This window comes from Streptomyces yamdrokensis, assembly GCF_053890455.1.
Genome location: NZ_CM132679.1, coordinates 3805637 through 3818191, shown reverse-complemented (window position 1 = coordinate 3818191; position 12555 = coordinate 3805637). Strand labels below are relative to the sequence as shown.

10 protein-coding genes are annotated in these 12555 nt (G+C 71.3%); 6 read left to right on the top strand and 4 right to left on the bottom strand.

Features of this window, described 5'->3' with window-relative positions:
- Window positions 1–60: 60 nt before the first annotated feature.
- Window positions 61–1689, top strand: a complete 1629-nt coding sequence (locus ACWZEH_RS16855) for a protein kinase domain-containing protein (protein WP_456199363.1) — start codon at window positions 61–63, stop codon at window positions 1687–1689.
- Between the two features lie 125 nt (window positions 1690–1814).
- Here the strand turns inward: ACWZEH_RS16855 and ACWZEH_RS16850 are convergent, their stop codons facing one another.
- The gene (locus ACWZEH_RS16850) at window positions 1815–2846 is read right to left on the bottom strand and encodes a phosphotransferase (protein WP_456199361.1); all 1032 of its coding nucleotides are present in this window, start codon (window positions 2844–2846) and stop codon (window positions 1815–1817) included.
- Window positions 2847–3331: 485 nt separating this feature from the next.
- Here ACWZEH_RS16850 and pdhA point away from each other — a divergent pair, with 485 nt between their 5' ends.
- From pdhA to ACWZEH_RS16835, 3 genes are read left to right on the top strand one after another with little or no spacing between them, the layout of a single operon-like run.
- Entirely contained in the window at window positions 3332–4654 is a 1323-nt protein-coding gene (gene pdhA, locus ACWZEH_RS16845) for a pyruvate dehydrogenase (acetyl-transferring) E1 component subunit alpha (protein ID WP_456199360.1), read from the top strand.
- 1 nt (window position 4655) lies between these two features.
- The gene (locus tag ACWZEH_RS16840; protein WP_456199358.1) at window positions 4656–5633 is read left to right on the top strand and encodes an alpha-ketoacid dehydrogenase subunit beta; all 978 of its coding nucleotides are present in this window, start codon (window positions 4656–4658) and stop codon (window positions 5631–5633) included.
- Window positions 5634–5646: 13 nt separating this feature from the next.
- Entirely contained in the window at window positions 5647–7155 is a 1509-nt protein-coding gene (locus tag ACWZEH_RS16835) for a dihydrolipoamide acetyltransferase family protein (protein ID WP_456199357.1), read from the top strand.
- Between the two features lie 79 nt (window positions 7156–7234).
- Here the strand turns inward: ACWZEH_RS16835 and ACWZEH_RS16830 are convergent, their stop codons facing one another.
- Both ACWZEH_RS16830 and ACWZEH_RS16825 read right to left on the bottom strand, forming a co-directional pair.
- Window positions 7235–8191 carry a BRO-N domain-containing protein gene (locus ACWZEH_RS16830; protein WP_456199355.1) on the bottom strand — a complete coding sequence of 319 codons (957 nt, stop codon included), beginning with the start codon at window positions 8189–8191 and terminating at the stop codon, window positions 7235–7237.
- A 205-nt stretch (window positions 8192–8396) separates the two neighbouring features.
- Window positions 8397–9296, bottom strand: coding sequence for a D-alanyl-D-alanine carboxypeptidase family protein (locus tag ACWZEH_RS16825; RefSeq protein ID WP_456199354.1), 900 nt, complete (start codon window positions 9294–9296; stop codon window positions 8397–8399).
- Between the two features lie 211 nt (window positions 9297–9507).
- Here ACWZEH_RS16825 and ACWZEH_RS16820 point away from each other — a divergent pair, with 211 nt between their 5' ends.
- Complete coding sequence (locus ACWZEH_RS16820) at window positions 9508–10161, top strand: GntR family transcriptional regulator (RefSeq protein ID WP_456199352.1); 654 nt, start codon at window positions 9508–9510, stop codon at window positions 10159–10161.
- Entirely contained in the window at window positions 10158–11465 is a 1308-nt protein-coding gene (locus ACWZEH_RS16815) for an MFS transporter (RefSeq protein ID WP_456199350.1), read from the top strand. Before ACWZEH_RS16820 ends, ACWZEH_RS16815 begins: the two co-directional genes overlap by 4 nt.
- A gap of 79 nt (window positions 11466–11544) precedes the next feature.
- Here ACWZEH_RS16815 and ACWZEH_RS16810 read toward each other — a convergent pair whose 3' ends face one another.
- Window positions 11545–12369: a maleylpyruvate isomerase family mycothiol-dependent enzyme gene (locus tag ACWZEH_RS16810; RefSeq protein ID WP_456199348.1), complete on the bottom strand. Its 825-nt coding sequence runs from the start codon at window positions 12367–12369 to the stop codon at window positions 11545–11547.
- Window positions 12370–12555 lie beyond the last annotated feature (186 nt).

The window sequence follows — 12555 nt, the reverse complement described above, 5'->3', positions numbered from 1 at the left end:
GGCCGACGGAGACCGTGACAACACCGCGCGCACCGCGGGCAGAAACGACGGCGAGGACTGATGGCACAGCAGCAGCGCGCCCAGGGCCCGTCCGACCCCGAGGCGACTGGCGGCGGCATGTCGGACGCGCCGGACAACTGGGGTAACGGCGGACTTGTGGGCGACGGCCGTTACCGGCTGACGCACAGACTCGGCCGGGGCGGCATGGCCGAGGTGTTCGCCGCCGAGGACGTGCGCCTCGGGCGTACGGTCGCCATCAAACTGCTGCGCGCCGATCTCGCCGAGGACCCGATCTCCAAGGCGCGGTTCACGCGCGAGGCGCAGTCGGTGGCCGGTCTCAACCACCACGCGATCGTCGCCGTGTACGACTCCGGCGAGGACGTCGTGGGCGGCCAGTCGGTGCCGTACATCGTCATGGAGATCGTCGAGGGCCGCACGATCCGCGATCTCCTGCTCAACGCCGAGGCGCCCGGCCCCGAACAGGCGCTGATCATCGTCTCCGGCGTCCTGGAGGCGCTGGCCTACTCGCACCAGCACGGCATCGTGCACCGCGACATCAAGCCCGCCAACGTCATCATCACGCACAACGGCGCCGTGAAGGTGATGGACTTCGGCATCGCCCGCGCGCTGCACGGCGCGTCCACGACGATGACGCAGACCGGCATGGTCATGGGCACCCCGCAGTACCTCTCGCCGGAGCAGGCGCTCGGCAAGGCCGTCGACCACCGGTCCGACCTGTACGCGACCGGCTGCATGCTGTACGAACTCCTGGCACTGCGGCCCCCGTTCACGGGGGAGACGCCGCTGTCCGTGGTCTACCAGCACGTGCAGGACATCCCCACGCCCCCGTCGGAGGTCTCGGACGGCTGTCCGCCGGAGCTTGACGGGCTTGTCATGCGCTCACTCGCCAAGGAGCCGGACGACCGGTTCCAGACGGCCGAGGAGATGCGCGGACTGGTCCAGTACGGGCTGCAGATGCTCTACGACCAGGGCGGTCACACGGGCACCTGGAACACCGGCCCGGTCGCCATGCACGACGGCCGGCACACCCCGGCGGCGGGTTTCGCGGGCACGGCGGCGATGCCGCACCCGGAGGCCTCCGGTACCGCGGCCATCCCGAAGCCGATCCTGCCCAACCGGTACGGCGCCGGGGACGACGGCGGCTTCGAGGGCGGCGACCACCGGGGCGACGGCCGCGGCAAGCTGTGGATCCTCGCGGTGCTCGCGGTGATCGCCGTGGTCGCGGGTGTCGCGCTGGCGCTGAACGGTGGCGGAGACGGCGGGGGCGACGAGAACCCGACCAAGTCGCCGTCCTCCTCGCAGACCACCGAGGAGGAGAAGCCCAGCGAGTCGCCGGACGAGGACGACGAGTCCGAGGAGCCGGAGGCGCCGAACACGGACACCGGTACCGGCAGCGGTTCGGGTGGCGGTGGCTACGTCCCGTCGTACGACCCGGTCCCGTCGCCGACGCAGAGCCAGACGGATCCGGAGGAGCCGACGGGTGACCCGACGGACGTCCCGACGACGCCGGTCGAGACCGACACCGAGGAGCCGACGGAGCCGGGTGGCGGCGAGGACGGCGGCGGCGACGGCGGTGCGGCCGACGGCGGTGCGGCCGACGGCGGTGCGGCCGACGGCGGTACGGGTACGGAGAGCGGCGGCGACACCGCCGCCGTCACCGGCGGCTGACCGCGGGTCACGGACCACGGACACGGACCCCGGACCACGAGGCGGGCCCAGAGCCCGCCACCCCACCCCGCGCGGAGCACGTCCGCGCGGGGTGACGTCGTGAACGGGCCGTCCGGCGCCCAGCCTCACCCGGTGAACGCCGCGCGCACCGCCTCGTACTCCCGGGTCCACCACACCACCAGCGCGGCCGTGGCCGGGAACTGGGGATCCGCGCGGGTGTCGCCGCGCTCGTAGTGCCAGCGGAGCATCCAGAAGTCGTTGAGGCGTTCCCACCACACCCGGTGCACCGCCGCGGCGAACTGGGCGGGGGTGGCCCCCGCGCCGCGCCGGTACGCGCGGGCGTAGGACCGTACGCGGGGCAGGTCGAGGGTGCCCGAGGGCCGGACGAAGAAGATCGCCGCGGCGCGTACGGCCTCCTCCGCGCGGGGCCGCACACCGAGCCGGTCCCAGTCGACGATCGCCGCGGGCGCGTCCCCCCGGTACAGCACGTTGAACGGGTGGAAGTCGCCGTGCACCCACCCCACCGCGCCCCCGCGCGGAGGACGCCGGTCGGCGTGCCGCTCCAGGAGGGTCCGCCGTTCCAGGAGCCGGCGGCGGGCGAGGGCGTCGAAGGAGTCGGCGGGGCGGTGCCGGCGGGCGCGGCCGAGCAGGTCGTCGATGAGGGTGAGGGTGTCGGCCGGGTCGGCGCTCTCCGCCGGAGCGCCGTGGGTTCGTGCGTGAGCCGGCATGACGCGTTCCAGACCGGCGTGCACCGCCCCGAGCAGTGCCCCGAGCCGTGCGCACTGCCCCGGTGTGAGTTGCCCGCCGTGCCGGTGCCGGCCGTCGATCCAGGGGTGCAGGGCGTACGCGTGACCGCCGACCACGGCGACCGTGCGCCCGTCCCGGGCGGGCAGCGGCGGGGCCACCGGCACGCCCAGTTCGGCCAGGCGCCGGGTGGCCCGGTGCTGGCGGACGATCGCGGCCGGATCGGCGGTCTCGGGGTCGAAGTGGTGCTTGAGGAAGTAGCGGCCGTGGGTCGTCCGCAGGCGGTAGCCGCGGTTGAGCAGACCCTCGTCGACGGGCTCGCAGGTCACCGCGGAACCGGCGGAGTACCGGCGCAGCAGGGCGCCCAAAGGGGGCGCGCAAGGAACAGGGGGTGGTACACGTAAGCGCGACACGCGCCAGATGCTAGGGCACCACGCGAGGCCGTGAGCTGCGTGTTGTCGCACTCAGTCATTTCCGGTCGCACTGTGTGCCCGATCTTCCGTCGGGCGGGGGGCCGGCGGGGGTGCCGGGCGGCGGTCGGGCGGAGTGCCGGGCGCGGGACACGACCCTTCCCGTGTCCGGGGTCGCCGGGATAACGTGCCGTTGCTCCGGCCTCCTGCAAGGCTGTGACCAGCGCGCTTTTCCCACCTTTCCGATTTACTTGGAAATCCAAGCAAAATCGCAGGTCAGGAAGGGTTTCACAGAAATGTGGCGCACTGGGTAACGTGCTATTTGCAGGTCGCTCGCCGGGGCACCTGTCACGCCTGTTCCCGGCCGGGCGGCACCCACCCCGTGCCCGTGGTCGAGAAGAGGTGAGCCTCCCCCAGGCCTCGACGAGCTGGAGGGGGACCCCAGACCTACCGGCAACCCCGGGGGTCGGACCGACGGAGGAGCACACGTGACCGTGGAGAGCACCGCCGCGCGCACACCGCGACGCAGCGCCGGAAGCGATGCCGGCGCCACCGGCACCAAGCGCACTACCAGCACCACCGGCACCACCGGCACCACCGCCAAGAAGGCGGCCCCGGCGAAGAAGGCGGCCCCCGCCAAGAAGGCGCCCGCGGTGAAGAAGGCCACCGTCGCCAAGAAGGCCCCGGGGGCCGGGAGGGCCGGCGGCGCGAAGCCGCGGAGCGTGGCCGAACCCGGACTCGTCCAGCTGCTGACGCCCGAGGGCGAGCGGGTCGAGAACGCCGAGTTCGACCAGTACGTCTCCGGCGTCACCCCGGAGGATTTCCGCGGCCTGTACCGCGACATGGTGCTCACCCGCCGTTTCGACGCCGAAGCCACCGCGCTCCAGCGCCAGGGCGAGCTGGGCCTGTGGGCCTCGCTGCTGGGCCAGGAGGCGGCGCAGATCGGCTCCGGACGCGCGCTGCGCGACGACGACTACGTCTTCCCGACCTACCGCGAGCACGGCGTCGCCTGGTGCCGCGGGGTGGACCCGACCAACCTGCTCGGCATGTTCCGCGGCGTCAACAACGGCGGCTGGGACCCGAGCAGCAACAACTTCCACCTGTACACGATCGTCATCGGCTCCCAGGCGCTGCACGCCACGGGTTACGCGATGGGTGTCGCCAAGGACGGCGCGGACAGCGCGGTGATCGCCTACTTCGGCGACGGCGCCTCCAGCCAGGGCGACGTGGCCGAGGCCTTCACCTTCTCCGCGGTCTACAACGCCCCGGTGGTGTTCTTCTGCCAGAACAACCAGTGGGCGATCTCCGAGCCGACCGAGAAGCAGTCCCGCGTCCCGCTGTACCAGCGTGCGCAGGGCTTCGGCTTCCCGGGCGTACGGGTGGACGGCAACGACGTGCTGGCGAACCTCGCCGTGACCCGGTGGGCGCTGGAGCGGGCCCGCGCCGGTGAGGGGCCGACACTGATCGAGGCGTTCACCTACCGCATGGGCGCCCACACCACCTCCGACGACCCCACCCGCTACCGCCACGACGACGAGCGGGTTTCCTGGGAGGCCAAGGACCCGATCCTGCGCCTTCGCCGCTACCTGGAGTCCGTACACCACACGGACGAGGGATTTTTTGCGGAACTGGAGACCGAAAGCGAGACGTTGGGCAAACGAGTGCGCGAAGCGGTCCGTGCCATGAAGGACCCCGACCACTTCGCCATCTTCGAGAACGCGTACGCGGACGGACACGCCCTCGTCGACGAGGAGCGGGCCGAGTTCGCCGCGTACCAGGCGTCGTTCGCGGACGCAGACGGGGGTAAGTGACATGACGGAGAAGATGGCCCTGGCCAAGGCGATCAACGAGTCGCTGCGCCGTGCTCTGGACACGGACCCCAAGGTCCTCGTCATGGGTGAGGACGTGGGCAAGCTCGGCGGCGTGTTCCGGGTGACGGACGGGCTGCAGAAGGACTTCGGCGAGAGCCGCGTCATCGACACCCCGCTCGCCGAGTCGGGCATCGTCGGCACCGCGATCGGCCTCGCCCTGCGCGGCTACCGCCCGGTGGTCGAGATCCAGTTCGACGGTTTCGTCTTCCCGGCGTACGACCAGATCGTCACGCAGCTCGCGAAGATGCACGCGCGGTCGCTGGGCAAGGTGAGGCTCCCGGTCGTCGTGCGCATTCCCTACGGCGGCGGCATCGGCGCGGTGGAGCACCACTCCGAGTCCCCGGAGTCACTGTTCGCGCACGTGGCGGGTCTGAAGGTGGTCTCGCCGTCGAACGCGTCGGACGCGTACTGGATGATGCAGCAGGCCATCCAGAGCGACGACCCGGTGATCTTCTTCGAGCCCAAGCGGCGCTACTGGGACAAGGCCGAGGTCAGCACCGAGGCGATCCCCGGTCCGCTGCACACCGCGCGCGTGGTCCGCGAGGGCACCGACCTGACGCTGGTGGCGTACGGCCCCATGGTGAAGCTCTGTCAGGAGGTCGCGGACGCGGCCGCCGAGGAGGGCCGCTCCCTGGAGGTGCTGGACCTGCGCTCGGTCTCCCCGCTCGACTTCGACTCGGTCCAGGCGTCGGTGGAGAAGACCCGCCGTCTGGTCGTCGTCCACGAGGCACCGGTGTTCTTCGGTTCGGGCGCGGAGATCGCCGCGCGGATCACGGAGCGCTGCTTCTACCACCTGGAGGCCCCGGTCCTGCGGGTGGGCGGATACCACGCCCCGTACCCGCCGGCACGCCTGGAGGAGTCCTACCTCCCGGACCTGGACCGGGTGCTGGACGCCGTCGACCGCTCGCTGGCGTACTGAGAGGGGGAGAGTCATGACGACGACGACACAGACGTCCGTGCGTGAGTTCAAGATGCCCGACGTGGGTGAGGGGCTGACCGAGGCCGAGATCCTCAAGTGGTACGTCCAGCCCGGTGACACGGTCACCGACGGCCAGGTGGTGTGCGAGGTCGAGACGGCGAAGGCGGCCGTGGAGCTTCCCATCCCCTACGACGGGGTGGTGCGCGCGCTGCACTTCCCCGAGGGCACCACGGTGGACGTGGGCACGTCCATCATCGCGGTGGACGTCTCGGGGGACGCGGCCCCGGCGGCGGAGACCCCCGCGGAGCCGGTCGCCGAAGCCCCGGCCGCCGCCCCCGCCGAGCAGCCGGCGGAAACCGAGCCGACCACGGCGGTCGGCTCGGGCCGTCAGCCCGTACTGGTCGGCTACGGCGTGGCGACGTCCTCCACGCGCCGCCGCCCCCGCAGGGCCGCCCCGGACCTCCCCGCCCAGCAGGCGGCAGCCACCGCCGTGCAGGCGGAACTGAACGGCCACGCGGCGGCACCCGTACCGGCCCCCGAGCCCGAGCCCGCTCCCGCGCCGGTCGCCGGAGGGCGGCGCCCGCTGGCGAAGCCGCCGGTGCGCAAGCTGGCGAAGGACCTGGGCGTCGACCTGGCGGCGGTCGCCCCGACCGGCCCGGACGGCGTCATCACCCGCGAGGACGTCCACGCGGCGGTGGCCGCCGCCGAGGCCGGCCCCACGGCGCCGGAGCCCGGGGCGCCTGCCCCGGCGGTCCCCGCCGCCGCTCCCGCCTCCGTGCCGGCTCCGGGGCCGGCCCCGGAGCCGGTGTCGTACGACACCGCTCGCGAGACCCGTATCCCGGTCAAGGGCGTGCGCAGGGCGACGGCGGCGGCGATGGTCGGCTCGGCGTTCACGGCGCCGCACGTCACGGAGTTCGTGACGGTGGACGTGACACGGACGATGAAGCTGGTCGAGGAGCTGAAGCAGGACAAGGAGTTCGCGGGCCTGCGGGTGAACCCGCTCCTGCTGATCGCCAAGGCCCTGCTGGTCGCGATCAGGCGCAACCCGGACGTCAACGCGTCCTGGGACGAGGCGGCCCAGGAGATCGTGGTCAAGCACTACGTCAACCTGGGCATCGCGGCGGCCACCCCGCGCGGCCTGATCGTCCCGAACATCAAGGACGCCCACGCCAAGACGCTGCCGCAACTGGCCGAGTCCCTGGGCGAGCTGGTGTCCACGGCGAGGGACGGCAAGACCTCTCCGTCCGCGATGCAGGCCGGCACGGTCACCATCACCAACGTCGGCGTCTTCGGCGTCGACACGGGCACACCGATCCTGAACCCCGGCGAGTCCGCGATCCTCGCGGTCGGTGCGATCAGGCTCCAGCCGTGGGTCCACAAGGGCAAGGTGAAGCCCCGTCAGGTCACGACCCTCGCCCTGAGCTTCGACCACCGCCTGGTCGACGGCGAACTGGGCTCCAGGGTCCTGGCCGACGTGGCGGCGATCCTGGAGCAGCCGAAACGGTTGATGTCCTGGGCGTGAGGGCCGGGAACCGAGTAGGTTCCTCACAGGAGGGGCGCCGCAAGTTGGAGTTGCGACGCCCCTCTTGCTGTGCCCGGGCTCAGACCTGATGGAGCACGTACACCGGAGCGCCGTTCTCGGCCCCGCCCCGCGAGCGAATGCAGGCGTGCTTGCGCAGCAGCCGGAGGCATTCGTTGACGCGGCGCGCGGAGATCCCCGTACGGGCGGCGATCGATTCCAGCGGCTCGCGCAGTTCGCCCTTTTCGACGAGCACCGGGGCGATCACCACGGCCACCGCCCACACGTCCTCGGTCACGGACAGCCGCTGCCGCCAGTCGGCCAGCACCGACTCGGTGGTGGGCGGCGCGGTGAGGTGGCCAGGGGGCGTCCGACGTTCGAGGACGAGGGTGTCGAACCGGTCCGCGATACGTTCCATCGCCCGGACCATGGCCTGTTGCACGGCGAGGGTGGCCTGTTGCGTGGCCAGCATCTCCCTTTGCAACGCGATCGATTCGCGCTGCCCGCCGACCAGTTCCTCATCCAGTTGGAGGTTGTGCGCTTCCAGCCGGACGATGGCCTCGGCGACCTGTTCCGGCATGGCGTAGGCGATGGGGGCACCAGGTTCGCCAGGCTGCACCTCGGCCTCCGTCAAGGTGTAGTGACCTTCCCGCTGCACGGTCTCGATCACCTCGGCCACCCACTGCTTGAAGGGGGCGCAGGCCGGCTTGGTGCAGGCGTTGACGAGGAGGATGAGACCTCGGAGAGAAATGACGTTCAGGTCTCGACGCCACCGCCTACCTGCGGGAATGCTGAGACCGTAAGCTCCAGTTACGGTCTCGAGAACCTCTCGGTGCTCGTCGGGAACATGATCTGCGAGCGCCTGCCGGGAGTTGGTGTGTCCGAGTTCCTTGCAGACATCCACCGCCGGAAACCAGTGCGTCCCGTCCGGCATGGTCAGCCTTCGTACCCGGGCTCCGGTAGCCGCGTACACAAAGTCGCTGACGTCGATCGCCTCGTGCTGCTCGGCAGAGTTCTGCCGTTTGCTCGGTTCGTTCACGTGAACCACCTCCGTCGCGGAACGTAGAGCGGGGCGGAGGGCATATGCCAGCCGGTTCGAGGATGTTCACGACTGCGGGCGAAGATGGTCGAAACCGCTGTAACGGCCGGTGGGAGTGTGTATGGCGGACGGGGGCGTCAAGGCACGGGAAAGGGGCCCACCGGGATCGGTGAGCCCCGTGACGGCCCGCGTACCTTCGGGGGAATCAGATCTTGCCGAAGCCGTAGTTCATGATCTTCTTGGCGTCCGTTTCGCGCTGGGTGGACCCCGTCGAGGCCAGGACCGTGCCGATGACGGTCCTGCCGTTGCGCGTCGCGGCGAAGACCAGGCAGTACTTGGCCTCCGGGCCCGAGCCGGTCTTCACGCCGGTCGTGCCGCTGTAACCGCTGAGCAGCCCGTTGGTGTTGGTCCACGGCGCCATCGTGCGGGTGCCGCCCGTCTTCGTGACGGTCTTGGCCGTGTACTTCTTCGTCTTGACGATCGCGCGGAAGTTGGCGCTCTTCATCGCGCTGCTGGCGATCTTCGTCAGGTCGCGCGGCGTGGAGTAGTTCTTGCCCTTGCCGATGCCGTCGAACGAGTCGAAGTTGGTGTTCTTCAGGCCCAGGTTCTTCGCGTCGGCGTTCATCTTGCCGATGAAGGACTTCACGCGCGCGGCCCGCGTCGAGCCGGTGCCGAACTTGTCGGCCAGCGCGTACGCCGCGTCGCAGCCGGACGGCAGCATCAGGCCGTACAGCAGCTGGCGCACGGTGACCTTGTCACCGACGATCAGCCGTGCGGACGACGCGTTGTTCGCCACGATGTAGTCGCTGTAGGCCATCTGGATCGTGACCTTGGCGTCCAGGTTCAGGTTCTTCTGCGCGAGCACGACCTTCGCGGTCATGATCTTCGTCGTGGAACCGGTCGAACGCCGGGTGTCCGCGGCCTTCGTGTAGAGGGACTTGCCGTTCGCGTTGTTCATCACGAAGCCGCCCTTGGCGGTGATCGTGGGCGCGGCGGCGGCCTGCGCGGGCGCCGCGTAGAGGGCGCCGGAGGCCAGCACGGCGCCGGTGGTCACGGCGACGCCGACGGATCTGCGGACCCGGATGCCTTGAATGCCGATGTTCAACTGAATACCCCGATTGCGTTGAATGTCCCATTGTCATGGTCGACTTGAGGCGCGACCGAGAGGGGCCGCACGAGTCTGACACGTGGGTGGGGCGGAAGGTTGTGTGCCGGGGGTCGGCGACTTCCGGCGGTCTCGCGCGAGCCGTCCGCGCGGCCGGTCCGGATGACGGACGGATGCGTCCATGCGTACGTGTTGTATCTATCCTGTCGGCATGAGTCCGGTCCCCGTGAAGCAACCCCCCGCCGCCGATCGCGTCTACGCCCACGTCAAACAGGGTGTCCTGGAGCGTCGTTACGAGGGCGGCACGCTGCTGACCGAGGGGGAGCTGGCCGACGCCGTCGGGGTCTCGCGCACACCGGTGCGCGAGGCGCTGCTGCGGCTGGAGGCCGAGGGGCTGATCCGGCTCTACCCGAAGAAGGGTGCCCTCGTCCTGCCCGTCTCCGCGCAGGAGATCGCCGACGTCGTCGAGACCCGGCTGCTCGTCGAGGAGCACGCGGTGCGCAAGGCCGTCCCCGCGTCCCCGGGGCTCATCGAGCGACTGGAGGCGCTGCTCGCCCGGCAGGAGGAGCAGGCCACCGCCGGTGACTTCGCCGCCGCGTCCGTCACCGACCGCTGTTTCCACGCGGAGATCGTCCGCAGCGGTGGCAACGAGATCCTCTCCCGTCTCTACGACCAGCTCCGCGACCGTCAGCTGCGCATGGGGGTCGCCGTCATGCACTCGCACCCCGACCGCATCGCCAAGACCCTCTCCGAGCACCGGGAGATCCTCGAGGCGCTGCGCTCGGGGGACCCGGACGCGGCCGCCGAGGTGGTGGGCCGGCACGTCGGCTGGTTCTCCCACCTGGCCCGGGGAGAAGTGCGATGAGCGGTACAGGAGTCACGGGCGCCCTGCCCGGGGACCCTCCGGGCGGGCGGCGTGCCCTGATGATGTGGGGGATCGGCGTCTCGGTCTACTTCGTCGCCGTCACCTTCCGTACGTCCCTGGGCGTGGCCGGCCTCGACGCGGCCGACCGCTTCGGCGTCAACGCCTCCGCCCTGTCCACCTTCTCCATCCTCCAGCTGCTGGTCTACGCGGGCATGCAGATACCCGTCGGCCTGCTCGTCGACCGGCTCGGCACCAAGAGGGTGCTGGGCATCGGCGTCGTGCTGTTCACCGTCGGGCAGCTCGGCTTCGCCCTCTCCCCGTCGTACGGCATGGCGCTCGCCTCCCGCGCCCTGCTCGGCTGCGGGGACGCCATGACGTTCATCAGCGTGCTGCGGCTGGGCGGCCGGTGGTTCCCGGCCCGGCACGGGCCGCTGATCGGACAGTTCGCCGGGCTGGCCGGCATGGCGGGCAACCTCGTCTCCACCCTGGTCCTGGCCCGGCTGCTGCACGGCATCGGCTGGACGGCCGCCTTCGGGGGCAGCGCGCTCGCCGGTGTCGCGGTGTTCGTCCTGCTCGTCCTGTTCCTGAAGGACCACCCCGAGGGCCACGAGCCCGGCCCCGTCCCGCACCGGGGCGCCGCCTACGTACGCCGGCAGATCGCCGCCTCCTGGCGCGAACCGGGGACCCGGCTCGGGATGTGGGTGCACTTCACCACGCAGTTCCCGGCGATGGTGTTCCTGCTGCTGTGGGGCATGCCGTACCTCGTCGAGGCGCAGGGGCTGTCCCGGGCCACCGCCGGTGAGCTGCTCACCCTCGTGGTGCTGTCCAACATGGTCTTCGGGCTGGTCTACGGCCAGGTCATCGGCCGTCATCACGGCGCGCGGCTGCCGCTGGCCCTCGGGACGGTGGGAGCGACGGCCCTGCTGTGGGCCGTCACGCTGGCCTACCCGGCGGAGACGGCGCCGATGTGGCTGCTCGTGGTGCTGTGCACGGTGCTGGGCGCCTGCGGGCCGGCCTCGATGATCGGCTTCGACTTCTCCCGCCCGGTGAATCCGCCGGAGCGGCAGGGCACGGCGTCCGGCATCACCAACATGGGCGGTTTCGTCGCGTCCATGACGACCCTGTTCGCCGTCGGCGTCCTGCTGGACGCCACCGGCGGGGACTACGGAGTCGCCTTCACCGCGGTCTTCGTCCTCCAGGCCCTCGGGCTCACCCAGATCCTGCGGCTGCGCGGGCAGGCGGCGCGCAGGGAGCGGGAGCGGCTGGTCGCCGGCCGGGTGGAGAGCGTGCACGTGCCGGTGTAGGGACGCGGGAGTGCCCGGAGCGGGAGCGCCGGGCACCGGCCGGGACCCCCGCGTCTCCCGGCTGCCCACGTCATTGCACCTAGGGCGTCACCGCGAAGTGTCGCAGGATCGCCGCGGCCAGGTCCGGGTCGCCCTCCGTCTTCACCCGGTCCGACACCGCGTCCGGCGTCACCCGGCCGCACGCCAGGCGGACGTACGTCTCCCAGTCGAGGACGAGGGTGGCGGCAGGGCCGAGGGCCGGGGCGCTCTCCAGCGTGCCGCGGCCCTGGATGTCGACGCGGACGGTGCGCAGGAACTCCACGGGGCCGTGGACGTCGATGACCACGGCCGAGCTGCGCGGTGCCTGGGCCTTATCGGCCACCACCCGCGGCAGCTCGGCGAGCAGCACGTCGCGGGCGACGTGCGCGCCGGGGGAGTCGAGGTTGCCGGGGCGGCCGAGGGCCGCCCGCAGGTCCTGCTCGTGCACCCACACGTCGAACGCGTGCCGGCGCATGGACTCCTCCAGCGTGAGCTCCGAACCGAGCGGGCCGCGCACCGTTCTGCCCGGCTCACGCGACTCGTTCCGCAGCTGGCGGCTGCGGCGGATGACGACGTACTCCAGCTCGGAGGTCATCTCCGGTGCCGTGTGGTGGCGGCGCACGTCGACCTGGATCTCCGTGTAGCGCTGCCGGTCGTTGGTGACGTGGAACAGGTCGCGAGGCAGGGTGTGGATGGGGCGGGGGTCGCCCAGCATCTCGGTGTCCAGTCCGATGACGTGGGAGACCACATCGCGGACCGACCACCCCGGGCACGGCGTCCGCCGGTTCCAGTCGGCCTCCACGAGCGGCTGCACCAGCTCGGATATCGCCTCGACGGAATGGGTCCAGGCGTCGGCGTAGGGCTGGAGGGTGGGATGCAGACTCACGGAACGGGACCCCTCGGCGGTCGGTACACGGGCGGTTGCGGCGGCGGTGCCAGTGGGCGGTGGCTGCACTCGGCGGGCGTCTCGGGACTCCCCCGGTTCTCGGCTACGCTCGAACCGGGAGGGCCCAAGTTACGCTGCTGTGAGGCACCCCGGCAGTGCTTTCGTGTGACGATCGTAGGCCGTGCC